This window comes from Frankia sp. ACN1ag (assembly GCF_001414035.1).
Taxonomy (GTDB): domain Bacteria; phylum Actinomycetota; class Actinomycetes; order Frankiales; family Frankiaceae; genus Frankia; species Frankia torreyi.
Genome location: NZ_LJPA01000002.1, coordinates 189,157 through 213,961, shown reverse-complemented (window position 1 = coordinate 213,961; position 24,805 = coordinate 189,157). Strand labels below are relative to the sequence as shown.

Below are 24,805 nucleotides of genomic sequence, written 5' to 3'. Positions count from 1 at the left end.
GGGATGGGGATGTGACGGGGCCGTTGCGGGAGCCGGCGGGTCGGCCGACGGCGGCTGGCCGGATACCCTGGCGCGTCGCCCGCCTGGTCGAGGTACGCGACGAGACGCCGAGCGCGCGGACTCTCGTGCTCGAGGTGCCGCAGTGGCCGGGGCATCTCGCCGGTCAACGGGTTGATGTGCGCCTCACCGCTGAGGACGGCTACACCGCGCGCCGTAGCTACTCGCTGGCGGCTCCCACCGACGGTTCGCGCGTCGTCCTCACAGTTCAGCGGGTCGCGGATGGCGAGGTCTCGCCGTACCTCACGCAGGTTTTCGCCGTCGGCGACCCGGTGGAGATCCGCGGCCCGATCGGCGGCTGGTTCGTCTGGCGTCCGCAGGACCGAGATCCGGTGCTCCTCGTCGCCGGCGGCTCGGGCATCGTTCCCCTGATGGCCATGGTGCGGGCTCGCGCCGCCGCGGCGAGCCGGGCGCCGTTCCGGCTGGCGTACTCGGTGCGCACGCCGGGCGACGCCTACTACTCGGAGGAACTGCGTCACCGCGCCCGAGCCGACCCGGGCCTCGACCTCACGCGGGTCTACACGAGGGCGACGCCGCCGGACTGGCCGAACCCGCCGCATCGCCTCGGTCTCGCCGAGCTGTCCNCGGTCGCGTGGCCCGCCGCGTTCGCGCCGACGTGCTACGTCTGCGGGCCGAACGGCTTCGTCGAGTCCGTCGCGGACATGCTCGTCGCACTCGGCCATGACCCGGCTCGAGTCAGGACCGAACGATTCGGCCCGAGCGGGCGCTGAGGCCGGCCGCAACCCGCTGACGGCCGTGGCGCCGGTCCACCTGGTCGCGTCCGGCGCATCGCGGTACCACGACTGCCGCGGCAGAGGCCGGGGTTCGGCGTCGTTACGCCCGGCGACAGGGAGGCGTCACCCGCCACCGGGCCGGTGCAAATGTGTACCCGGCGAAGTAATTTCCTGACGCTGGGCACCAGTATCTGGGAATATCGTCAGGGATCTGCCTGATTGTGGGGTCCGTCTTGCTTTAGGTACGCGATTCCGTCGTATGGTCTATCGGCATCCCACTGGCCTCATCGGGGTGGGCCGGTTGGCGGCGTTGGCCACTCCGGCTCACGGAGGTGCCCTCGCCGGGCGGATGCGTGGACCACCGGGCAGAGCGGGGGAGCGGTGAGATGAGCGGCAATGCCAGGTGCGATGTGGGGACACCGGATGAGTAGCGGCGACCACGGTCCTGGGTCGTCTGACGGCGAGCCGACGGCGGGCATCCGGACCGGAGCCGACCGCTCGGAGCCGCGTGTCTCCCGTCGACGACTGTTCGCCTGGTCGGCTTCGAGCGCGGCGGGCATCGTGCTGCTCACCGCAGCCGAGCCGGCGCAAGCGGTCGGGGGAGCGTCCCGAGCGGGCCAAGGTGCCGTTCGCCCCGCAGGCCAGCAGACTGCCGGCGGCTCCGGCGCCGCACGCGGATCGGGAATGGCCGGGGGTCCCACTGGTCCCGCTGGCACCGCTGGCACCACAGTCACCCCCCCGGCGGTGGCGGCTTCGAAGGCGCCCGCCTACCGCATCCACGACCTGCGGCCGGATGCGCCGACGGATTCCGTAGCGCTGACTATCGACGATGGTCCGCATCCGGTGTGGACCCCCCGGATCCTCGATGTCCTGCGCCTCAACCGGGTCTCGGCCACCTTCTCGGTGGTGGGCGCGCAGGCGGTGGCGAACCCGGAGCTGGTGCGTCGTATCGTCGCGGAAGGCCATTCGCTGTGTAACCACTCGATGACCCATCCGCAGCCGTTCAGTCGCCGCACACCGGATCAGATCCGTATCGAGATGACCCGTGCCCAGTCGGCGATAGTCGACGCGGGCGCTGAGCCACCTCGGCTGTTTCGCGCGCCGGGGGGAGACTGGTCCCCGGCCGTCCTCGCGGCTGCGGCCGGCCTGGGCATGACCTCCCTGGGCTGGGACGTGGATCCCCGGGACTGGGCGCGTCCGGGAACCGCGTCCATCCGACAGTCCCTGGGCAGCGCCCGTCCCGGCGACATCCTGCTCTGCCACGACGGCGGCGGAAACCGCGCGCAGACCGTGGCGGCCCTGCGACGGGTGCTGCCCCTGCTACGGGCGCGGGGGCTCTCCTTCGTTCCACTTTGACCGGCCGTCGGCCGTCGGCCGCCCGGTCGGCCAGTGCTCCGCAGGGCGCTGACCAGGTGGTTCGGTGACCATCTTCCGGGGCACCCTCCCTGCTGTAGGGCGAGGAGAGGGAGCAACCGATGGCTGACGTCGTCAACGCGGACGCCCGCGGGCTGGGCGCCTGGCACATCCCCCGCAGCCGTGGCGCTGTCACCGGCCTGCTGCTGATGCTCCTGGGTATCTGGGGGGCGCTCATTCCCTTTGTCGGCCCTTACTTTGATTTCGCGTTCACCCAGGATGACGCCTGGACCTGGACCTCCGCGCGGTTCTGGCTCGAGGTACTGCCGGGCATCGCGGCGTTCGTCGGCGGTCTGTTGCTGCTGGCGAGTACCAACAGGGGAACCGCTGCGCTCGGAGCCTGGCTGGCGATCGCCGCCGGAGCCTGGTTCATCATCGGTCCAACCCTTGCGGGACCGTGGCACCTCGGTTCGATCGGGGCGCCTCTCGGCGGGTCCGTGCGGCAGGCTGTCGAGTGGATCAGCTTCTTCTACGGACTGGGCGCCGTAATCCTCTTCCTGGGCTCGACGGCCTGGGGCAGGTTGAGCGTCCGCGGAGTCCGTGATGTCGCCGCGGCCCGTCGGCGCCGCGAGCGCACGACACTGCGCTCGCGTGGCGCCCGCGAGGAGACGCTGGCGCCGCCCGTGTCCGAGCCGCAGGTGTACCCGAGTGACCGTCCGTCAGCTCCCGCGTCCGGGGAAGGAACGCCGGCCGGGGTCGACTCGGCGGGATCGGCCCTTCCGGCGGGCGGACACACTGCCCTTGGGCGCCGTCGACGCCGCGACCACAGCTGAGGCGAGCGATCCGCGCCGGCGCCTCGCGTCGCCGCGGGAACGTCGTCCGGCGCCACGTCGGCACGCGTGCTGGTATGCATGTCAAGGTGACCCGTGACGACATGGTCGACCTGCGAACCAGGGCGACGGCGGCGCTGGCCGGCTTCCCGCGGCAGGGACTGCCTGCCGCGGGGCGCCGCCTCGCCGCCGTCGCGGTGGCTCTCGGCGAGGACGCGCAGGGCCGACCCAGCTTTCTGCTCACCCGCCGGGCCGCCCGCATGCGGACGCACGCGGGGCAGTGGGCGTTGCCCGGCGGTCGGGCGGAGGACGGCGAGGATGCCGCAACCGCCGCACTCCGCGAGCTCGCCGAGGAGGTCGGTGTCGAGCTACCGGCAGAGGAGGTTCTCGGCACCCTCGACGACTACGCGACCCGATCCGGTTTCGTGATGACCCCGGTGGTGCTCTGGGCGGGTTCGAGGTTGCAGGTCACCAGCCCGGAGGCTCGAGAGGTCGCCTCGGTCCACGTCGTACCGCTCGACGAGCTGGACGTGCGGCCGCGCTTTCTCACCATTCCCGAATCCGACCGGCCCGTCATTCAGCTTCCGTTGCTCGGCAGCCTCATCCACGCCCCGACGGGCGCCATCCTCTACCAGTTCGCCGAGCTGGTGCTGCGCGGCCGGCATACCCGGGTCGCCGAGTTCGAACAGCCTGTCTTCGCCTGGCGCTGACCTACCCCGTGAGATTCCGGGTTCCGGACGATGCTCATCCCAGGCAGGTCCTGATCCAGCGAGGTCAGTGGGCGGGCAGGCCGTTCACGGCCCTGCGGGCGGGTCGGAATCGAAGGCGCTGACCGGGCCGGCACTGCGCGGCCAGCGGAAGATCCTCCGCTACGACGACGCCCAGGACGGGGTAACCGCCCGTGACGGGATGATCGGCGAGAAAGATCACCGGCTGGCCGCTCGGGGGAATCTGAATGCCGCCGGCGACGACCGCCTCGGAGGGCAGCTCGGCGGTGATGCGCCGATGCATCGCGGGACCGCGTAGCCGGACACCGACGCGATCGCTGTCGGTCGTGACTTCGTAGGTCTTCGTCCACAACGTCGAAACCGCCTCCGTGGCGAACCAGTCTGCACGCGGACCGGACAGCACCTGAAGCTCGGGCTCGTCGACGTAGCGGGCATGCGGCGCGAGATCGACCGTCGGTGGATCGGACTTCTCCCGGCCGAGCGGAAGGCGAGCACCGGCCACCAGTGGTTCGGGCCCGATGCCGGCGAGGGTGTCTCGGGACCTGGAGCCCAGCACGGCCGGTACGTCCACGCCACCGCGGATTCCCAGATACGTGCGCACGCCCCGGGCGGGGGTGCCGACCCGAAGCAGCGCGCCCGCCTGCACGTCGACCGGCGCGTACATCCCGATCTCCCGGCCCGAGAGCTCGAGCGGGCAGGGCGCGCCGGTGACGGCGATCATTCCGGGGTGGGTGAATCGGGCGATCAGCCCACCATAGGTGAGTTCGATAGCTGCCGCGCCGGTCAGGTTGCCCACCAGCCGGTTCGCCAGGAGCAGGCTGGGGCGGTCGACGGCGCCGGATCGGGTGATTCCCAGGTGCGCGAGTCCGGGCCGGCCAAGGTCCTGCACGGTGGCAAGCGGCCCCGAGGCCACGATCGCGATCTCGCCGGACGGTTCCCCTGATCCCGTCACGCCCCCACCGCCTGGGCTACACCCACCGCGACGAAGCGCACCGGGGTGCCTGGTACGAGCAGAGCGGGCGGATCGCGCGTGAGGTCGAAGACGGCCAGATCCGTCTGGCCGATCAGATGCCACCCGCCGGGCGAGGCGCGGGGGTACACGCCGGAGAACTCGTCGGCGATCGCGACGGCGCCTGCCGGCACCCGCGTGCGTGGGCTGTCCCGGCGGGGAACCCGCAGGCCAGGATCCAGACCGGCGATGTAGGCAAAACCCGGCGCGAAACCGCAGAACGCAACCCGGTGTTGGCCCTGCAGGTGCCGTCCGATGATCTGTGCCGGTGTCAGCCCCGTGAGTCGCGCGAGGTCGTCCAGATCGGGCCCGTCGTAACGCACGGGAATGGTCACGGTCGCCGGTGAGTCCGCCGCCGCCGTGCCGATCGGGTTGGCGGCGGCAGGGTCTCGGCCGTCCCCGCCGGCAACCACCGCGCATGAAGCGGCCGGCGTGTCCCGACCGGGCGCGTCGGGAGCGGGCGCGTCGGGAGCGGGGGCGTCGACGGGCTGCGGCTCCCGGTCAGCCGGCGCGGGTGATAGCCCATGCAGCAGGGCCCGGAGCCGGGCTGGACCGGTGGCCGCCGGGTCGAAGGCGATGAGGACGGTACGCGCTGCGGGCACCAGGTCGGTGACCCCCGGCGGAGGGTCCCGTCGTAGCCGTCCATAGAGGTCTTCGGCCTCCCGCAGGTTCGCAACCTCGACGAGCAGTGCTTCGTCCCCGCAGGGCAGGATGCGCATCACGGTCCCTTCAGCAGAACGGCGACAGCGCGACACCAGCGTCGTGCAGAGCACGGCGCAGCCGCCTGACCACCTCCACGGCGCCGGGGGTGTCGCCGTGGACGCACAGGGATCGGGCAAGTATCCGTACCGGTGTGCCCTGCTCGCTGAGCACAGTTCCCTCGGTGGCCATCCGTACGCCTCGAGCCACCACGGCGTCCGGATCGTCCAGTACGGCCCCGGGGCTACGGCGGGAGACGAGCGTGCCCGCTGGCGTGTAGGCGCGATCCGCGAACGCCTCGCCGACTGTCACGAGGCCGGCGGCGGCGGCCTGCCGCAACCAGACCGAGCCTGGCAGACCGAGGACCGGCAGCGTCGCGTCGTATCCACGGACCGCGTCGACCACCGCCTGCGCCTGGCCCTCGTCGGCGACGATCGTGTTGTAGAGCGCCCCGTGCGGCTTGACGTAGCGCACTCGATCGCCGGCGACCCGGGCGAAGGCGTCGAGCGCGCCGAGCTGGTAGGTGACATCGTCACGCAGGTCGGCCGGATCCATGTCGATGCGTCGCCGACCGAATCCGGCGAGGTCCCGATAGCTGACCTGAGCGCCGATACGTACCCCGAGTCGGACAGCGTGGTCGCAGGTCCGTCGCATGGTCGCCGGATCCCCGGCGTGAAAGCCGCACGCCACGTTGGCGCTTGTCACCAGACCGAGCAGCGCCTCGTCGTCGGTGAGGCGCCAGACGCCGAAGCCCTCACCGAGGTCGGCGTTGAGGTCCAGGTAGCGCCCCGCGGAAGCAGCCGCTCGCTGGCCGGCGGACGGTCTCTCGGCGGCCGGCACCGTCGTGGAGCCCGCCACGTCGGCGGCGACTGCAATACGGTCCCGTGGACCTTCCTCGAGTTGATGGGCAGCTCCCGCGTCGGCCATGCCCTCGATTGTTCACCATGCCGGCCCGCTGTCCCGCGCTGATCACCGGTCTCGGACGGAAGCTCGGACCTGGTGGCCGGTCCTCTGCACCGAACGGTTCGGAGTAGTCGGAGGACGGCGGACTGTCGACCCGATGCGGCGCACGGACGAAGGACGGCTTCCTTCGCCCGCCCTTGAAATCCGTGTCATCGCGCGAGATTTTGGTCGGGTGGCCACTTTAGAAAATACCAAGATCTCCACCTCTTTTTCTTGTTGCAGGTTCACCATCGCAGCCACTTTACCTCGGCCGCTTCCTCGCGTGGCGATCGGACCCGATCGAATCGTGGCGATGGTCGAGACCGCCATGATCTGACGCCTTATTTGAAGGTGTGGCGACCAGAACGCCAAATTACTGAGACGAGATCGACATGGGGGTGTGCGTGAATTACAGTCGGCCGCATGACCTCGATCACTGACTCTTTTGTTTCGCCGCTCGGCTTCGTCGCCGGGATGGCTGCTGTCCATACTTCTGTCGACGGCGTTCTGGACGCGCCGCTGTGGCCGTTGTCCGACACAGAGCTGGCGCTTGCCGTGGATGAGAGTGCCGCCGCGCTCTCGCGGCTGGCCGCCGTGCGACTCCAGCTCGTCCGGGAGGTGCAGGGACGCGGTCTGGCTCTGCGGGTCGGAGCGGAGAGCACGCAGGAGTGGCTGCGGGAGCGACTGCGGGTCCGGCCGGTCGACGCGCGCCACCTGCTCGATCTCGCAGCCGCCTTGGACGGTCCGTTGACGGCGACGGGCTCCGCGTTGGCGGAGGGCAGGATCACCGTCGAGCAGGCACTGGTGATATTCCGAGCGATGCGCTCGGTGCCGGCCCTGACGACCCCCGACGTCGTCGCGGATGCGGAGGCCTGCCTGATCGAACAAGCGGCGATCTTCGATCCCACCGAGCTGACCAGAATCGGTCAGCGCATTCACCAGCGAGTCTCTCAGCCCGCCGCCGGATCCAAGGACGCCGATCCACCTGAGGCCGATCCACCTGAGGCCGATCCACCTGAGGCCGATCCACCTGAGGCCGATCCACCTGAGGCGGGTCCACCTGAGGCGGGTCCTCCCACGTGCACGACCGGCGGCTCTGATGGGGCTGCCCCGGGCGACTCGGCCCCTGCCCCCGGCGCCGGGAGCCGCGACGACGCCGACGACGCCGACGGCTGTGCCGATGGCGACGCAGTGAGCGACGACGCAGTGAACGAGGACGTAACGACGGGCCCGGCCCACAAGAGCGCTGCGGACGGCGCGCCCGACGGCGGTGTGCCGCCGATTCAGGGCAGTGACCATGGTCGGCCCGCCGCCGGCACCACGACAACGGCCCCGCCGGAGCACACGCGCGCCCGACGGGGCCTGTGGCTGACAGATCTACCCGAGGGCATGACCCGGCTCGACGGCGAGCTCGACGCCCAGTCCGCTGCGACGCTCCGTTCGGCGTTGGAGCAGCTCACTGGAGCGGACGCCGCTACGGATGACCACGCTGCCGCACCCCGACGGGTCGATGCCCTGCTTGAGATCGTCCGGCGTGCGCAGATGGCCGCGATGTTGACAGTGACCGGAGGGTCGACTGCCGACCTGGCCGATGCCGTCTCGTGGGCCGTCCTGAGGGCGAGCGGAAACCCGCCACCGGACTCGGGAACCGCTGGCCATTCGATACCCGTTATGCCGCCGAAGCTGGCCATGATGTTTCGGAGTGGGCAGGTCGGGTCGCAGCTGACCGCCGTCCACGCCGATGTCGAGAAGTGGCGCCGGAGCGCCCGTCAGCAGCTTCGCCAGGCAGCGGGCGCAGGCGACAGACTCTGTGTCGCGCCGGGATGCGACCGCTCGGCCAGATGGTGCGACGGGCATCTTCTTCGGGCCTGACGCCACGGCCCCGAGCGTCGCGGCTCTCCCCGGCGGCTGGCCAGGGTCTGCTGTGCCGGCGCCCCGCTGCCCGCTGATCACTGCCGACGCGTTGATGCTCCGATCGTTCGTGGTCCCAGGTATTCGTCTGAAGGACCGGCCGGGCCGGCCGGGAGCGTGACACCTGAAATCGGTTGGCCGACCTTGGCGGAATCCCGGTACACGGCCAATGCCTTCAGCCCCTTACGCCATCCGGCGTACAACAGGGCAGCAACATCGTCGACCGTGGCCGACGCCGGGAGATTGACCGTCTTCGAGATCGCCCCGGACAGGAATGGTTGTACGGCGGCCATCATCCGGACGTGGCCCATCGGATCGATGGCCCGTGGACCGAGGGCGCAGTCGAAGACCGCCTGATGCTCGGGGAGTAGCCCGGGAGCATCCACGGCATGACCGTGCGCCGCGATGAAGCTCACGATGCGGGCCACCGCGGCCCGCGGATACCCGAGGGCGTGCAGTGCCGTCGGCACCGTCGTGTTCACGAGACGCATTGCCGAGCCCGTCGCGCTCTTCCTGACCTTGACGAGAGCGAGATCGGGTTCGATTCCCATCGTGGCGCAGTCCATCGCGAGGCCGGTCGTCCCGGTGGGGGCGATCAAAGTCAGATGGGCGTTGCGCCAGCCGTACCGCTCGCCGAGAAGTATCGCCCGCTTCCACTCCAGTCCTGCCTGCGGGAGGACCTGCTCGTGGATGCTCTCCTCCATGGATCGCCGGGCCGCAGGCGGCTGGCGGATCGCGGCGTGTGCGGCGGCATGACGGGCCACCACCCGGCGATGAGCCGCGGCGTTCGCGGTGAAGCCGGTGTAGGGCCCGAGTACCGCGGCGATCTCCGCCGAGCGTCGATATGCCGTCGCTGACATCAGCGAAGTGATCGCGGCCGCGGTGGTCCGGCCCTCCTCGCTGTCGTAGGCCTGACCGATGGCCATGAGCAGCGCACCGAGGTTGGCGTGGCCGACGCCGAGCTGACGAAAGGAACGGGTGACGCCGCCGATCTGTTGGGACGGTACCTCGGCGAAGCACAGCGAGATGTCCATAGCGAGCACCACCAGTTCGACGGCGGCGGCAAAACTCGTCGCGTCGAAGCGGCGATCCCTGCCCAGGAACCGCAAGAGGTTCAGCGACCCCAGGGTGCACGAGGAATTGTCCAGGTGCATGTATTCGCTGCAGGAGTTGCTGGCACTGATCCGGCCACTCGCGGGACAGGTGTGCCAGCTATTGATCGTGTCGTCGAAGTGCAGTNCCGGATCGGCGCATTCCCAGGCGGCCTGCGCAATCATGCGGAAGATCTTGCGGGCGGAGACCGTTCTTACGGTCTGCCCGTCGCCTCGGGCGCGCAGCTCGATGGTTTGGTCCGCCGCAACGGCGTGCATGAAGGCGTCGCTGACCCGCACCGCGTTGTTGGCGTTCTGGAACTGGACGGAATCGATGTCCCGGCCGCCGACGTCCATGTCGAATCCGGCGTCGCGCAGGGCGCGGATCTTTCGCTCCTCGCGTGCCTTGCACTCGATGAAGTCGACGATGTCGGGATGATCCACGTCGAGGACGACGATCTTCGCGGCTGGCCGAGGGGCTCCCCCCGAGCGGATGCTCCCCGCCGATGCGTCAGCCCCACGCATGATGCTCACCGGACCCGGCGCGGGGCGCCCCGAGGGCAGCAGCTCCGCCGTAGATCGCAACCGAGAGAGGTTCACCCCCGAGCCGGCGCCGCCCCGGAAGAGCAACGCCTCGTCGCGATACCAGCCAAGGACGGAGTCAAGACTGTCGTCGGCGGCGAGGATGAAGCACGAGGCGACCTGTTGGGGCAGGTCGGTACCCACGTTGAACCACACCGGGCTGTTGAAGCTGAACGCCTGATGGAGTAGCAGCCAGATCAGCTCGTGTTCGAAAATTTCCGCGTCGTCGTCGGACGCGAAGTATCCGTGCTCACGGCCGGCGTGAACATAAGGACGCACCACCCTCTCGATGAGCTGCCGCAGGGACCACTCCCGTTCCGTGCTGCCTGGTGCGCCGTGGAAGTACCTGCTGGCTACGATGGTCGCCGCCGCGGCCGACCAGAACGAGGGAAACTCGACTCCGCGCTGCTGGAAGTTGGCCGAACCGTCCCGCCAGTTGGTCGTGACGACGTCCCGCCGGTCCCATCGGACCTCGTCAAAGGGATGAACGCCTGGCGTCGTGCGGATGCGATTGATGCGCAACCCGCGCGCGGCCTCCGATCCCCTGTCGACCGGCGACCCGGGGTCGACGGCCCCCTGCCTTCCGACGTCGGCGCCCAGGCCGAGGCTCGGGGGGGACTGTGGATCGGCGTACAGCGCCGCCGGCGTGTCGAGCATGGTGCTCCTCGCGTCTGATGGGCACGCTGGTGCGAGTCGGTTCGTCTCACCGGCGAGCCGCGCCTGTGGACGGCGGCCTCGACGACGCCAGGCAACGGGGCGATGGTCACATACACCGCAGAGGGTCGAGCAGGGGCCCACGGGTGAATGTGACTCGTGACACAAAAGTCGGTGTCCGGTTCCTGGCTCGGCATCGCCTTTCGCCAGGCAGCGGGGATAATCGCGCCATGGAGGAGGCGCCGACGTCTGGGGGGATGTGGTCCGGCTCAGGGAGCCCGTCGCGGTCCTCCGAGCGCACCAAGCCCACGGGTATGACCGAATCCTGTTCGCTGGCAGAGACCGGGAGGTGGAATCGGTTGCGGTCGCCGGCGGGTCGGGACGGGCGTCAAGTGTCGGCCGCGGTGCCGATAGATCCGTTCCGGCACTCCCGAGGGCCTGCGGACGCGCCCATCGTGGTCGTGGAGTACGCCGACTTCCAGTGTCCCTACTGCGCCCAGGCGGCACCCGTCCTGCATGAGTTCGCCGAGATGTCGGAGGGCCAGGTTCGGCTCGTTTTTCGACACTTCCCCGTCTTCGACATCCATCCCTACGCCCTCACCGCGGCGCTTGCTGCGGAGGCCGCTGGTCTGCAGAGTCGGTTCTGGGAGATGCACGATCTGCTCTTCGCCCGACAGGACCGGCTTGCCGACAAGTTTCTCCACGCCTACGCTGCGTCACTCGGTATCGACGGGGATCGGGTCATCGGGGACGCTGCGCAACCCTTCGGGGATGCTGTGGAGGCCGACTACGCACGCGGGATCGAGCAAGGAGTGCGCGGCACGCCGACGATCTTCATCAACGGCGAGCCCTATCGGGGGCGCACCGAGATCGCCCCGCTGCGCAAGGCGGCGAGTCTGTCACTTCGCCGGCACCGGCGCGCGCCATGGTCGCGGAGGTAGGCGGGGTACGGGTTCGTCGGTCATCGGCGAGCACAGTGGCATCCGCTCGCCGAGCACCCGAAGGATGACGGTTCCGGCGAGGGCAGCCACGAGCGAGCCGGCGAGAATGCCGATCTTGGCTTGTTCCTGCAGGGCCTCGTCGGTGAATGCCAGTTCCGTGATGAACAGCGAGATGGTGAAGCCGATGCCTGCCAGGGTAGCCGCGCCGAGTAGGTGCCCGTACCGCACGCGACCGGGCAGTTGACCAAGACCGGTCCGGATCGCCATCACGCCCGCCACGGAGATCCCGCAGGCATTTCCGGCGATCAAGGCCGCCGCCACGCCCAGCGTCACCGATGACGCCGCCGCCGTCCGCAGGGCCGAGCCGTCCAGGTGAACGCCGGCATTCGCCAGTCCGAACACGGGAACGACGACGAACGCGCTGATGGGGTGTAGCACGCGCTGCAACCGGTCGTTGGCCGGCACCGTTGCCTTCGCCGCCGCCACCGCGAGGCCGACTCTGGTGGCGTTGGAGTCCTCCTGCAGGGCCCGGACGTAGATGGGTACCTCTTCGACCTGGTCGGGGCGGGGTGGGATAGCGGGAACGAGAAGGCCCACGAGAACGCCCGCCAGCGTCGCGTGGACGCCGGAGACGTGGATCGCACCCCAGAGCACAAGCGACGCGAGAATGTACGGGGGAAGCTGCCACACCCGCAGCCAGCGTAGGGCGAGGATCGCCAGCACCGTTGCGCCCGCGACTGCGAGACCGGCGAGATTCACATGGTCCGTGTAGAAGATCCCTACTACGGTGATCGCGCCGATATCGTCGACGATCGCGAGGGTGAGCAGGAACAGCCGAAGTCGGTCGGGACACCGGGGGCCGAACAGGGCGAGGATCCCGATGACGAACGCCGTGTCGGTGGACATCGGGATGCCCCACCCGCTCGATTCCGGCCCGGATCGGTTCAAGGCGAAGTAGATCACTGCTGGTAGGGTCAGTCCACCGATCGCGCCGAGCGCGGGCACGGCGATCGTGCGCCGGTCGCGCAGCTCGCCCGTCGTGAACTCGCGGCTGATCTCCAGGCCCACGACGGCGAAGAAGATCGCCATTGCGCCGTCGTTCACCCAGTGGTGCAGCGTCATGTCGAACCCGGCGTCCCCGAGGCGAAGCTCCGCCGTGGTGCTCCAGAATCTGTCGTAGCTGCCCGACCACGGGGAGTTTGCCCAGGTGAGGGCGGCGACCGCGGCGAGTAGGAGGAGTACGGCCCCGCCGGCTTCGGTCGCGAGGAATTCCCGTACTGATGGGGCGACCTGCGGCAAGCGCACCCGAAGCCCGGGGCCTGGCCGCGGCGGCGCAGTCACAGTCCGGATCCCCGATCGTGCAGGGTGGCCTCCACCGCCGAGCCGTCGACCGTCTCCTGCTCGAGAAGCAGAGCGCTCAGCGCGTCGAGGGCGTAGCGGTGAGTGGACAGCAGGTCGATGGCTCGGGCCTCGGCCTCCCGCAGGAGCCGGGCGACCTCGGAGTCGATCAAACGCTGAGTCTGTTCCGAGTACGGCCGGCTCACCAGTTCCTCGCCGCCGAGGTACTGCGGATTCTGACTGCCGTAGCCGACGGGGCCGATCGCGCTGGACAGGCCGAACTCGCGCACCATCCGGGTGGCGAGCTGCGTCGCGCCGGTCAGGTCCGACGATGCGCCCGTGGAGCCGTGCCCGAACACGACCAGCTCGGCGGCACGGCCTCCCAGCCGCACGGCGAGGCTGTCGAGGAGATAACCCTCCGAGTAGAGATGCCGCTCGGCCTCAGGCAGTTGTTCGGTCACCCCGAGAGACATTCCGGCAGGCAGGATCGTCACTTTCGCCACCGGGTCCGCGTGTNCGCACAGTGCCGCGACCAAGGCGTGCCCGGACTCGTGCACGGCCACGGACTGCTTCTCGTCCGGCAGCAGCGCGTTCGAACCGTCGCGGCGGCCGAGCAGGATGCGGTCCCGAGCCGCATCCAGGTCTCCGGCGGTGACGACCTGCCGGCCGTCTCGCACGGCGTGGATGGCCGCCTCGTTGAGAAGGTTCGCCAGATCCGCGCCGGAAAATCCGGGGGTACCGCGAGCGACGCGGTCGAGGTCGGCATCGGGAGCAAGGGTCTTGCCGCGGGCGTGAACGCCCAGGATCGCCAGGCGTTCGGCCTGGGTAGGCAGCGGAACCGTCACCTGGCGGTCGAATCGGCCGGGACGCAGCAGCGCGGTGTCGAGGGTTTCCGGCCGGTTCGTCGCGGCCAACACCACGACACCCGAATCCTGCTCGAAACCGTCCATCTCCGCCAGCAGCTGGTTGAGGGTCTGTTCCCGTTCGTCGTTGCCGCCGATGGCGTTGCCGCCCCGCCGGCCGCCGATCGCGTCGATCTCATCGATGAACACGATGGAGGGGGCGCGCTTGCGTGCCTCGGCGAACAGGTCACGCACCCGAGATGCGCCGACTCCGACGAACATCTCGACGAACCCGGAACCGGTGATCGACAGAAACGGCACATCCGCCTCGCCTGCAACGGCCCTGGCGAGCAGGGTCTTCCCGGTGCCGGGCGGACCGACCATCAGCACCCCACGGGGGCCATGCGCGCCGACCCGGCTGTAGTGCTCGGGGCTGCGGAGAAAGTCGACAACCTCGCCGATCTCCTGCTTTGCTCCCTCGTAGCCGGCGACGTCGGAGAAGCGGGTCGTCGGCCGCTCCGTCTCGGTGATCTTTGCCTTGGACCGACCGAACATGCCGAGGCCGCCGATGCCGCCGCCGAGCCGGCGTGCCTGCCGGCCTGACCAGACGAAGAAGCCGATCAGGAAGATCAGCGGCAGGAAGCTCAGCACGACCGACCCGAACGAGGTCCCGGTTCGGGTCCCGGTGATCTGCACACCCTTCGCCCGCAACCGACCTTCGAGATCGTCCGTGTTGAGAGCGGTCGGAATCTGGGTGGTGAAGTCCCCGCCGGTCTTCAGAGTGCCATCGATCCCGCCGTGATCATCCACGGATATCGACCGGACCGCCGCCGCGTTCACCCGGTCCACGAACTCCGAGTACTTCAGGGACTCCGGCCGGGTGGCGAACAGGCTAGGTCCGAACAGCAGCAGGAGGGTGATGATGACGCCGAGTGGAAGGAGAACCCGGCGCCAGCTCGGCATTGGCGGCGGCGCGGGTTTGGGCGGAGTATCCTTCGGCGGTCCCGGTCGCGCCTGGGTGGAAGGATGAATGGCCCCGAGGCGGACCGGCGAGATCAACTGGTACTCCTGACGTCGGAATAGGCCTGTTGGGCACTTTGTACCAGCGTTGACTCCCGCGTTCACCGTGATCCGGCCCTCGTCCTCCGCCCGGGATCAGAGTCCGGCGCGCGCGCCGATCCGTTCGCGTTCCCGGTAGCGGCTCGCGCGGTAGACCCCGAGGATGCGGTAGTCCGCGTAGAACGACAGTTCCTCGAACGCGCTGGCGACGGTGGAGTCCTCGGGGCTGCCTTCGATATCGGCGAGGAACTGGGTGGCCACAAACTCACCACCCACCATGTAGCTTTCCAGCTTCGTCATGTTGACGCCGTTGGTGGCGAACCCGCCGAGTGCCTTGTACAGTGCGGCCGGACGGTTGTGGACCTTGAAGACGAACGTGGTCACGATTGGTCCGATCCCGGAGGCGGCACGGAGGTTCTCGCCGGAGAGGATGAGGAAGCGTGTCGTGTTGTGCTCCTCGTCCTCGAGATCCGCACGCAGGATCTGGAGCCCGTACGCCTCGGCCGCGAGCCGGGAGGCGATCGCCGCCCGGGATGGATCGCCCGCTTCGCTGATCTCCCGTGCGGAGCCCGCGGTGTCGGCGGCGGCGACGGCGACGAGTCCCAGCTCGCGCAGCCCCTCGCGACACTGGGCGAGTGCCTGCGGGTGGCTGTGCACCGTCTTCACATCGTCGAGGGACGCGCCGGGTATCCCGAGCAACTGGTGGCGGACGGGGAGAAAGTACTCGCCGATGATGTGCACCGCGGGCCTGGGCAGCAGGTGGTGGATGTCGGCGACCCGACCCGCGGTGGAGTTCTCGACCGGAATCATCGCGAGGTCTACCGCACCGTCCTCCAGCGCGGCGAAGCACTCGTCGAAGGTCTGGTAGGGGACCGCGTCGTAGTCCGGATAGACATCCCGGCAGGCGATGTGCGAGTTGGCTCCCCGCTCACCCTGGAACGCGATCCTCTGTCGTGCGGTCATACCAAGACCGTACCGGGCGGTCAGGGCTGGACAGCAAGCGCTCGCAGGAGCGTGCGCGACTCGGTCTCGGGCGGTAGCAGGCGGATCCCCGCGTGGAGCAGCACCACGCCACGACGGCCGACGAGTACCGGATCGAGCAGGATCTCGCCGATGGCCGGAAGTTCCTCCGCGAGCCGGGCGACCCGGTGCAGGAGATCTGCCAGAGCGTCGGTATCGGCGGCGGGCGCGCCGGACCCCCCGACCAGCAGCACGCTGCCACGGATCTCGTGGATCAGGTCCTCGGCGTCCCGGTCCGTCAAGGGCAGGGTGCGTGCCAGCGGATCGACGAGCAGGTCCGCGACGGCGCCGCCCAGTCGAAGGGAGAGCAGCGGGCCGACGGTCGGATCCTGACGCAACCGTACGACGGTGGATACCCCGGCAGGTGCCATCGGTTGCACGAGCATGTCGCCGGAGCCGACTGCGGCCCGCACGGCCCGCCAGGCACCCGCGAGCTCATCCGGGTCACCCAGGCCGAGTTGGACAGCCCCGACGTCGAGCCTGCTACGGAAGCGTTCATCGGAGATTTTGAGGGCCACCGGCCAGCCGAGTGCCTCCGCCGCCGCCCGCGCCTGCGCCTCGTCGGCGACGCGAATACTGGGCCATGCCCGCAGCCCGACCCCGGCCAGCAACGTGGCCACAGCCGGTTCCGGCAGCCAGGTGCCGTTCTTCGGGTGGCGTTCGACCTCCGCGCGGGCGCCGTCCGGGTCGATGTGGTCCAGCGCGGGCACCCGGCCGTGATCCCGCGCACGCCAGGCAGCATGGTCGGCGGCGCGCGAGAGTGCCAGCGCGGCCGATTCCGGTGAGGAGTACGACGGCACCGAGCCTCGGCCGGCAGAGCCGCTCGGGTCCGCTACCGCGAGCGCGGCGGGCATGCCGTCCTGACCGAGGTAGGAGGCGAGCACCGGCAGGCCGCTGTCGGCCGCAACCTCCCGCACCGCGGCTCCGAGCCGGTCAACCTGAGCGTGTGGGGTCACCAGCGCGATGATCGCATCGACGTCGCCCGAGGCCGCGACCAGGCGCAACGCGGCGTCGAACCGCTCGGGATCGGCCAGCGGACCGAGGTCGACCGGATTGGTGGCGTACCGGTGGCCGACGAGAGCGGCGAGATCGGACCAGGTCTCCTTGGACAGTGAGGGGACCTCGAGTCCGTAGGTACGGCAGGCGTCCGTGGCGAGCGCCGCGAGCGCGCTGCTTGTTCCCACGATGCCGACCCGTCGTCCGGCAGGCAGTGGTTGATGGGCCAGTAGCTGCACGACGTCGAAGAGCTGGTTCAGGGTGTCGGCGCGGACCACTCCGGCACTGGTGAAAAGCGCGTCCACTCCCGTGTCCGCGGACTCCTGACCGCTCTTCAACGCCACGACGGGCTTGTGCCGACCGAGCTGACGAGCAATCCGGGCGAAGCGCCTCGGATTGCCGAAACTCTGCAGATGAAGCATGATCACATCAGTCCGTGGATCGGACTGCCAGTACTCCAGGAGGTCGTTCGTCGAGACGTCGGATCGGTCTCCGGCGGAGACGAAGGTGGAGAATCCCACCGCGCGGCGGGCGGCGTCGGTGAGGAACGTGCCGGCCAGGGCGCCGGACTGGGTGAAGACGCCGACCCGGCCGGCCGGGGGTTCCCCGACGGCGAAGGTGGCATGCAGCCGGGTGGTCGGCGCGGTGTTGATGACACCCATCGCGTTCGGGCCGATCAGGCGCATGCCGCCGTCCCGGGCGATCCGGATGGCGTCCGCCAGCAGGGCCCGGCCCTCGTCCCCGCCGTCCGCGAAGCCGGCCGACACGACGATGACACCGCGGACCCGCTTCTGCGCGCAGGCCCGCAGAACCTCGGTCACCCGTTGCGCCGGCACCGCCACGACGGCCAGGTCGATCTCGGCGGGCACCGCATGCAGATCCTGGTAGGCGTAAACCGAGGCGACATGGCTCGCCGCGGCGTTGACGGGATAGACCGCTCCGGTGAACCCGCTGTGGAGCAGGCGGCGGAAGACCTCGTGACCGACCGTTCCGGGCTCGCGACTTGCCCCGATGACGGCAACCGCCCGAGGGTGCAGCAGCCGGTCGATGCTTCGGGACCCGTCCGGATGGTCCAGACCGCCGCCGACTCGTCCCCGGCGCGACCGAGTACCGCTCGGAGGGCCGTCTCCCGGTTCCACCGGGTAGCTCACGCGGATCTGGGTGTCGTCCGCGGGGGTGAGGTCGAAGCCGATCGAACGCAGAACCTCCAGAACCCGTCGACTACTCACCGGCACGTCCGCGACAAGCCGGCGCACACCGGCCTCCCCGGCGGTGTCGATGAGGATGTCGATGAGCAGCGTGCCGAGCCCTCGTCCCTGATGAGGGTTCTCGACGAGGATTCCGAACCGTGCATCGCCGACGTCGCCGATCTTGCTGTACTCGACCAGCCCGACGATCTCGTCGCCGACGAACGCGCCGAGCACCGCGGACGCCCGGCTGCCGGGCGAGACGACCCGCCCGGCCAGCAGCGCGGGATCCCCCGCGGCGCCGGCGAGATCCGGATCGTGGGGATTCGCCTCGCTCAGGCGCAGGTGGAAGGCACTCAGTCGGCCGGCGTCATCGGGGCCCAGCGGCCGCACCGTGACCGACCCGCCGTCGGCAAGCACGACGTCCTCGACACGGCGGTCCTGCTCCGCCTTCACGCTCGTCGGACTGGGCCCGCCGCCCGGCGGGACCAGGGGAGTCCCCGCCGGCCGTCCGGTCGGCGGGGCTACTGGCCCTGCGGCCCTGTGGGCGGGGGGGAGAGCAGGTGTCGACCGATCTGGCCGGGAAGCTGCCACGATGCGTCCTCCCGGGGCTCAACATCCGCTCGTCGCCAGGCGGTTACGTCTGGCCATGCGCGGCAGGGACCCCACATCTCCAGGCCGGACCGCGAGGAGCGACCGCGGCCACCCGCCCCATTTCATGATCCTCTTTGTGTTCCATCGTAATACCTGGTGGCGACGGCGGCCTCGGTCGGTTCGCATAGAGGCCTGATCGCATAGACCCCGGATCGCGCAGGCGAGGTCCTGCCGCGCAGGACGACCGTGCGCTGCCTGACCCTGAAGCGGCTCCAGAAGGTCCTTGTTGTGCGTGGCGGCATGGCTCCGGAGCGGCTATCGCTGCACTGCGATGTGACGAATGACACGGATGGCTCGATCTCGCATCCGCCCACCCGCGCGGACATGGTGCACCTGATCGAGGTGGCCCGAACGGACGGCCCGCGCCGCGATGGCGAGCTGCGGGACTCGGGCGCCGGTAATCGTCCGTGCCGGCGTTCTGCGTGCTCCGGACCCGGCCGAATGCCGAAGGGGGGACGCGAGACAATATGCGACCGGACCGGACGGATGGTCCGGACGGGATGGTGACGTGCAGAGGTTCGACGATCACTGGGTTGTCTCCGCGGGCGATCTTGTTGACGATCTCGAATGCGGGCACCGGGTCGGGCTTGCGCATGCGCTGGCCACTGGCCTGCTGTCCGTCGGCGACGAGAGTGTCGGCGGCGCGGATGTCGGCAGCCCAGGTCGGCTTGTCGCCACCACCCCCGTCGCCCAGGTGGTGCCCGAGGGCGCGACAGGTGGCCTGAGTGGACGGTTGCGGGTCAGCGCCCCGGATCTGACCGCGGTCCGGCATGGCGAGGCCCACGAACGACGTGTGCTGGCGCATCTCCGCCGGTGTTTCGGAACCGACGGGGTGGTGGAGATCCCTCGTCCGGCGCCGACCCCCGACGCTCTCGCCGAGGCCAGCGAGCGGACGCGCCGCGCGCTCGCCGCCGGAGCTCCGGTGGTCTACCAGGGTGTGCTGTTCGACGGCTCCTTCCAGGGCCGGCCGGACTTCCTCGTCGCGGCGCACCGCGACCCGAGAACCGGCGCACACAGCGGGCCCGCCCAGCCGGGTCACTACGAGCCCTACGATGCCAAGCTCGCCCGGCAGGCCCGGCCCGGGGCTGTCCTGCAGCTCGCCGCGTACGCCGTGGCGATGCCATCGGTCGGTGTGGCAGTGCCGCGCATGATGCACCTCCTGCATCCCGCGCGGGAATCGGGCATGGCTGGCGCCGGCGCGCCGACGGAACCGGGCTGTGCCGGGGGTGGGCGCGGCGGGCGGGATGATCGGGCGGGCGCCGTCGGCATGGTGCGTTCGTTCCGGGTCGATGACGTCGTGCCGATGGTCCGCCATGCTCGCAGCCGCCTCGATGCCCGGCTGGCCGCGCCGGCGGTTGTTTCCGACCCGTCGTGGGCGCAGCCCCGTCCGGAGTGCGCAAGCTGTGCCTTCTCGGAGCATTGCACCGAGGGTCGGGCAGCGGCCCGCGATCTGTCCCTGGTCGCGGGGCTGCGGACCGAGCAGCGGCGCGTGCTGCGCGGGGCGGGCATCACGTCCGTCGAGGAGCTCGCCGCCGCGCGCGACGAGCAACGGCCGGCGGCGATGTCCGCCGCGGCGTTCGCTGGACTGCGCCTTCAGGCCGAATTGCAGGCGGCGCAGGATGCGACCCGCAGCGCGGACGACCCGTTGGGGACGGTGACCGTGCGGATGGTCGATGTGGCGGGCCTTGCGTCACTCCCGGTGGCGGACCCGGCCGACATCTACTTCGACATGGAGGGCGATCCGTATGCGTTGGACGCCGCCGGTCTGGAGTACCTCTTCGGGGCCGTCACGCTGACCGAGCCCCCGAGCGGGTGTAGTCCGGTCGCTGCCGAGGCGGAGGCCTTCCGAGCGTTCTGGGCGCATGACCGGCACGGCGAGCGGCTGGCGTTCGAGTCCTTCGTCGACTGGGCCGCGGCGCGGTTGCGCGAGCATCCTGGCGCCCACATCTACCACTACGCGCCCTACGAGCTCAACGCGTTGCGGCGGCTGGCGGCACGGCATGGCACGCGGGAGCGGCAGGTCGACGAGCTGCTCGCCGGCAACCGGCTGATCGACCTCTACGCGGTGGTCCGGCGCAGCCTGCGGATCTCCCAGCCGTCCTATTCGATCAAGTATCTCGAGCCGCTGTTCTTCCCGGACGCGCGGCAGGCGGCGGTGAAGAACGCCGNGGACAGCATCGTGGCATACGAGTCCTTCCTGGCGTACCGGGCCGCGGGGGAGACGGCCGAGGCCGATCGGGTGCTTGCCGAGATCGCCGAATACAACCAGGTGGACTGCGTGTCGACCCACCGGTTGCACCGCTGGCTGCTCCGGCTGCGCCAGCAAGAGGGGGTTGCGGCCCGGGGGAGCGTCGCGGTGGATCCAGGCGCTCTGGGAGCCGATGTTCCGGGCGCGGTCGAGCCGGCGTCGCTCGCCGGTGACGACGATCCTGACGCCCTCGTCGACGCGCTGGTTGCGGGGCTGCCCCCCGAGCCGTCGGCCTGGTCGGCCGACCAGCGGGCTCGGGCCCTGCTCGCCGCGGCGGTGGGCTATCACCGGCGGGAGAACAAGCCGGCCTGGTGGACCTACTTCGCAGCGTTGATCGCCGATCGGGTGAGCCTGGAGGCGGCTGACGACTGTGCCGTGCCGACCGGGTGGGCCGTGATCGAGGACTGGGAGGAGCCGTCAGGGCGGCGGCGGCGCAGCCGCCGGCTGCTGCAGGCGCGCGTCGACCCGAACCGTCCGCATCCGTTCGACCGGGGCGAGTCCGTGCGGCTGCTGTACCCGGGTCCGCCGGGCGCTGCCGGCGGGACCACCGACGCCGTGGTCGAACGGGCCGAGCCGCACGTGCTGCTCCTGAGGGAGAGCGTGGCACCGGACGCGGTCAGCCGCGCGCTGCCGACGGCCGTGCTGCCCGGCGCGCCGGTGCGGCCGGAACCGAAACCCACCGCGGTCCGTGAGCTTGCCCGCCGGGCCGTCGCCGCGCTGCCCGGCCGCCTGCCCGAGGAGTCGGCGACGGACCTGCTGCGTCGCGAGCCGCCCCGACTCATCGGCCCGACCGCCGGCCTACCGGTGCCCGAGGACGGCGACGACCAGGTCACCGCCGTCCTGGCCGCGGTCAGCGCCCTCGACGGTTCGTATCTGGCCGTGCAGGGGCCGCCCGGTGCCGGCAAGACCTATCTGGCCGGCCGGCTGATCCAGCACCTGATCGCGCAGGGCAAGTCAGTGGGAATCTGCTCGACCAGCCACAAGGCAATTGAAAATGCAATGCTCGCCGCCACCGGTCAGCCCCCGCCGCCCACCGCCCACGCCGAGTCGGACGATGTCAATGGTGCCGAGGGCGCTGGCGGCCTCGAGGGTGCTGATGGCGCCTTGCCGTGGCGTCCGCTGGTCGCCGCGGCCAAGAAGCAGCGCTCCGGCGCGCCGGTTGAACCGGCGCACCGTCCACCCTGGGACACGCCGCGCGACCTGCGGGCGCTGGCGGCGTGGCGGGAGGCCCATCCGGACGGCCACCTCGTCGGCGACACCGCCTGGGCCTTCGCCAACCCGACGCTCGCGGCCGTGCCGTTCGATGTCCTGATCATCGACGAGGCGGGGCAGTTCGCGCTGGCCGACACCCTCGCGGTGGCCCCAGCGGCCCGCAACCTGGTCCTGCTCGGAGATCCGCAGCAGTTGCCGCAGGTCGTGGCGGGCATCCACCCCGAGGGTGCTGACGCCTCTGCCCTGTCACACCTGCTGGGCGACGCCGAGGTGATCCCACCCGCGCTCGGCTACTTCCTCGATCGGACCCGCCGGCTACACCCGGCGGTGTGCGCGCCGGTGTCCGCCCTCGCCTACCGTGGCCTGCTACGGTCCCACCCGATTGCCGCGACCCGCGCCGTCACCGGCGTGCCTGCCGGACTGTATCTGCACGACGTCGTCCACACCGACAACGGCACACGCTCCGACGAGGAGGTGTCTGCGGTGGGTGCAATCGTTCGACACCTGATGGATCGGCTGATCATCGACGGTGAGGGTTCCCGCCCGCTGGCGGGGGCGGACGTGCTCGTGGTCGCCCCGTACAACCGCCAGGTCCGAGCGATCGAACGTGCGCTCGAGGCCGCCGGTCTGCCGGGCGTGCGGGTCGGCACGGTGGACCGGTTCCAGGGTCAGGAGGCGGCGGTGGTGGTCACGTCGTTGACGACCTCCAGCGCCGCCGAGGCGCCACGCGGGCTCGACTTCCTGCTCTCCCGCAACCGGCTCAACGTCGCGTTGTCCCGGGCGCAGGTGGCGGCGGTTCTGGTGATGTCGCCGGCGTTGCTCGACAGCTCTCCACGCAGCGTCGCGGAGCTCCACCTGCTCGCCGGGTTGGCCCGGCTGCGGGCGATGGCCTGCACCGACCTGTTCGCGGTGCCGGCTCATCGTCCCGGCGAGCCGACGGCGGCTGCCGCGGGGGACGGCGCGCGGGACGGCGGTCCCGGGGCCGGCGTCCCCGAGCCGGTGACCGAGGGCGCCCGCGTAGCCGGTGGGCCGCGCACGCAGATGCATCTGCCCTTCTCCTGAGGTTGGGTTCCAGTCGGGAAAATCCGTTACGCGCGAACAGGCCCCGACTCTCGGACAACATTCGGCGTCATGCCGTTTGTGCACTTATTTGTGCTTATCGTAAAACGGGTGCTACGATTCCCTTCGTCTTCTACAGGTCGGGGAAGGGGACGCTCGTGACAGTGGACGTGTCGGCCCCCAGTCGCGTGCAGACAGTCCTGCCGCGGGCGATCGCCCGGCTGCGCGCTTCATCGGGAGCCCATCTCACATTCGGTGGAATGGTCACACCACATTCCGGTCGTTTGACCGTCACTAACGTGGACGGACCCGCACCGAGCGGACTGCTCGGTCACTCCGTCCCACCTGGGACGGGAATCGGCGGGCAGGTGGTTCGGCATTGCCGCCCGGTCGTCATCAACGACCCGGCTGCGGCGAGAAGGGNTTTTCGCTCCACTGCCCCAACGATCGAGAGCAGTGAGCTGGGAGCGATTCTCGCTGTGCCGGTCTGCATGGACAGCGTGGTGGTCGCCGTGCTGTATGGAGCCATGCGGACCGAGGCGCCGTTCACCGAGGCCGCGATTCACGCGGCCATCGCCACGGCTCGACTGATGGAACGCGAGCTGGGCGCAGTCGCAGCGCGTACAGAGCCGCTGTCGACGGCGGTGCCACCAGGGCATCGTGCGCCGGCTACCAGAGCGGTGGGCGCCGTGCCGCTGCCGCGTTCGCCCGGCCAGCCGCAGGAGAGTCTGCGGCTGGCCTACCGGGAGCTTCAGGAGGTCACCGAACATGTGGCCGACCCGTTGCTGCGTGGCCGGATCGGGGGCGTATCGGAGCTGCTGCGCGGGCTGTTGGACCAGGAGGCGAAGGTCGGCGGCCGGTTGGCGTTGACCCCGCGTGAGCTTGAGGTGCTGGCACAGGTCGCACTCGGCCTGTCCAACGTCGAAACCGCGCGGCGTCTCACCGTGTCACCGGAGACGGTGAAGGCATATCTGCGCAGCATCATGCGCAAGCTCGGGGTCCGTAACCGGACCGCGGCGGTGCACGCTGCTCGCCAGCTGGGCATGCTTCCCTGACACGGCGGCGGGGCTCCCGGGCTTCGTCCGGGAGCCCCGCTGGTCGGGCGAATCCGCCCTGCTGAGGTGGCGCGCAGCCTGCGCCAAAGCCGCGAGTGGGACTGCTCCCGCTCTGAGGACGCCTCATCCCGCGCCGGCGGATCCGGGATTCACCGGATCCGCCGGCGCAGGATGGGTCGACGGTCGGACGTGCCGACAACGGAGCGGACGGCGCTGCACCGTCGGCCAAACCAGTGATCTTTCGGCCCACGGCAGGGACCGGCGTACCCGATGGCCGCGCTGGTCGTCGTGCAGGCGCGGGGACTCCTCCCGGGCCGGTCGGCTCCACTCGGGTAGTCATGATGGCAGGCCCGGCGGAGAGTGCCGAATGGCACGAGCCGGGGATCGTCCGGCCTGTGCCGGGGCAACCGGCGTCGTCGCCTGCCCGGACGCCCCGAGATCGCCGGCGGCGCCGCGGGGTTCCGCAGACCCTGAGATCGACGGGCCGACCGGTACCACCGGACCTTCCGGTGGACCCGGCGCCGGGGCCCACGTTCCCGCCATCAGCGCGCGGCGGTCGCCGGATCGGGATCCGTCAGGCGGGCAGGCGGGAGCGCGCAGGAAC

The 24,805-nt window shown here is 70.3% G+C and carries 14 protein-coding genes and 7 pseudogenes; 11 read left to right on the top strand and 10 right to left on the bottom strand.

Annotation, left to right across the window (positions count from 1 at the left end; all coding sequences use genetic code 11):
- Positions 1–11: 11 nt before the first annotated feature.
- The 5 genes and pseudogenes from UK82_RS02355 to UK82_RS02340 form a co-directional block, all read left to right on the top strand.
- Positions 12–641, top strand: a pseudogene (locus UK82_RS02355) (FAD-binding oxidoreductase); the annotation flags it as partial.
- Position 642: 1 nt separating this feature from the next.
- A pseudogene (locus tag UK82_RS35105) lies at positions 643–788 on the top strand (oxidoreductase); the annotation flags it as partial.
- A 747-nt stretch (positions 789–1,535) separates the two neighbouring features.
- On the top strand, positions 1,536–2,147 hold the full coding sequence (locus UK82_RS02350; RefSeq protein WP_236705396.1) for a polysaccharide deacetylase family protein: 612 nt from the start codon (positions 1,536–1,538) through the stop codon (positions 2,145–2,147).
- A gap of 119 nt (positions 2,148–2,266) precedes the next feature.
- Positions 2,267–2,977, top strand: a complete 711-nt coding sequence (locus UK82_RS02345) for a hypothetical protein (RefSeq protein WP_044884509.1) — start codon at positions 2,267–2,269, stop codon at positions 2,975–2,977.
- Between the two features lie 74 nt (positions 2,978–3,051).
- A complete protein-coding gene (locus tag UK82_RS02340; RefSeq protein WP_082121779.1) occupies positions 3,052–3,684 on the top strand; it encodes a CoA pyrophosphatase in 633 nt (210 codons plus the stop codon).
- Positions 3,685–3,748: 64 nt separating this feature from the next.
- Here UK82_RS02340 and UK82_RS02335 read toward each other — a convergent pair whose 3' ends face one another.
- The 3 genes from UK82_RS02335 to UK82_RS02325 are packed head-to-tail and all read right to left on the bottom strand — an operon-like array spanning position 3,749 to position 6,337.
- Entirely contained in the window at positions 3,749–4,654 is a 906-nt protein-coding gene (locus UK82_RS02335; RefSeq protein WP_082121780.1) for a biotin-dependent carboxyltransferase family protein, read from the bottom strand.
- Positions 4,651–5,430: an allophanate hydrolase subunit 1 gene (locus UK82_RS02330; protein WP_044884510.1), complete on the bottom strand. Its 780-nt coding sequence runs from the start codon at positions 5,428–5,430 to the stop codon at positions 4,651–4,653. Before UK82_RS02330 ends, UK82_RS02335 begins: the two co-directional genes overlap by 4 nt.
- Positions 5,431–5,440: 10 nt before the next feature.
- The gene (locus tag UK82_RS02325) at positions 5,441–6,337 is read right to left on the bottom strand and encodes a LamB/YcsF family protein (RefSeq protein WP_236705394.1); all 897 of its coding nucleotides are present in this window, start codon (positions 6,335–6,337) and stop codon (positions 5,441–5,443) included.
- A 438-nt stretch (positions 6,338–6,775) separates the two neighbouring features.
- On the opposite strand from UK82_RS02325, the gene UK82_RS02320 reads away from it, so the two are divergent.
- On the top strand, positions 6,776–8,224 hold the full coding sequence (locus tag UK82_RS02320) for a DUF222 domain-containing protein (protein ID WP_055406163.1): 1,449 nt from the start codon (positions 6,776–6,778) through the stop codon (positions 8,222–8,224).
- A 77-nt stretch (positions 8,225–8,301) separates the two neighbouring features.
- Here UK82_RS02320 and UK82_RS35100 read toward each other — a convergent pair.
- Positions 8,302–9,502, bottom strand: a pseudogene (locus UK82_RS35100) (ribonucleoside-triphosphate reductase); the annotation flags it as partial.
- Position 9,503: 1 nt separating this feature from the next.
- Positions 9,504–10,593, bottom strand: a pseudogene (locus UK82_RS35095) (ribonucleoside-triphosphate reductase); the annotation flags it as partial.
- A gap of 356 nt (positions 10,594–10,949) precedes the next feature.
- Here UK82_RS35095 and UK82_RS02310 point away from each other — a divergent pair.
- Positions 10,950–11,531 carry a DsbA family protein gene (locus UK82_RS02310; protein WP_082121785.1) on the top strand — a complete coding sequence of 194 codons (582 nt, stop codon included), beginning with the start codon at positions 10,950–10,952 and terminating at the stop codon, positions 11,529–11,531.
- Here the strand turns inward: UK82_RS02310 and nhaA are convergent.
- The 5 genes and pseudogenes from nhaA to UK82_RS02290 form a co-directional block, all read right to left on the bottom strand.
- Entirely contained in the window at positions 11,490–12,872 is a 1,383-nt protein-coding gene (gene nhaA / locus UK82_RS02305) for a Na+/H+ antiporter NhaA (protein ID WP_044884512.1), read from the bottom strand. The genes UK82_RS02310 and nhaA overlap by 42 nt on opposite strands.
- Positions 12,869–13,385, bottom strand: a pseudogene (locus UK82_RS35090) (cell division protein FtsH); the annotation flags it as partial. The pseudogene UK82_RS35090 and the gene nhaA, both read right to left, overlap by 4 nt.
- A gap of 1 nt (position 13,386) precedes the next feature.
- Positions 13,387–14,770 (bottom strand): ATP-dependent metallopeptidase FtsH/Yme1/Tma family protein (locus UK82_RS02300; RefSeq protein ID WP_396230436.1); only part of this gene is annotated, 1,384 nt, incomplete at its 3' end.
- A 96-nt stretch (positions 14,771–14,866) separates the two neighbouring features.
- Positions 14,867–15,733: a prephenate dehydratase gene (locus UK82_RS02295; protein WP_044884514.1), complete on the bottom strand. Its 867-nt coding sequence runs from the start codon at positions 15,731–15,733 to the stop codon at positions 14,867–14,869.
- A 20-nt stretch (positions 15,734–15,753) separates the two neighbouring features.
- Positions 15,754–18,429: a GNAT family N-acetyltransferase gene (locus UK82_RS02290; protein ID WP_220386365.1), complete on the bottom strand. Its 2,676-nt coding sequence runs from the start codon at positions 18,427–18,429 to the stop codon at positions 15,754–15,756.
- A gap of 568 nt (positions 18,430–18,997) precedes the next feature.
- Between UK82_RS02290 and UK82_RS41930 the strand changes: the two are divergent.
- The 4 genes and pseudogenes from UK82_RS41930 to UK82_RS02280 form a co-directional block, all read left to right on the top strand.
- Positions 18,998–20,795 (top strand): annotated as a pseudogene (locus UK82_RS41930) (TM0106 family RecB-like putative nuclease); the annotation flags it as partial.
- Position 20,796: 1 nt separating this feature from the next.
- The coding region (locus tag UK82_RS35080) for a DEAD/DEAH box helicase (protein ID WP_236705391.1) at positions 20,797–23,149 on the top strand (2,353 nt) is incomplete at its 5' end.
- A gap of 155 nt (positions 23,150–23,304) precedes the next feature.
- Positions 23,305–23,569 (top strand): annotated as a pseudogene (locus UK82_RS35075) (helix-turn-helix transcriptional regulator); the annotation flags it as partial.
- 1 nt (position 23,570) lies between these two features.
- Positions 23,571–24,201: LuxR C-terminal-related transcriptional regulator (locus UK82_RS02280; RefSeq protein WP_236705390.1), on the top strand; the 631-nt coding region annotated here is incomplete at its 5' end.
- Positions 24,202–24,805 lie beyond the last annotated feature (604 nt).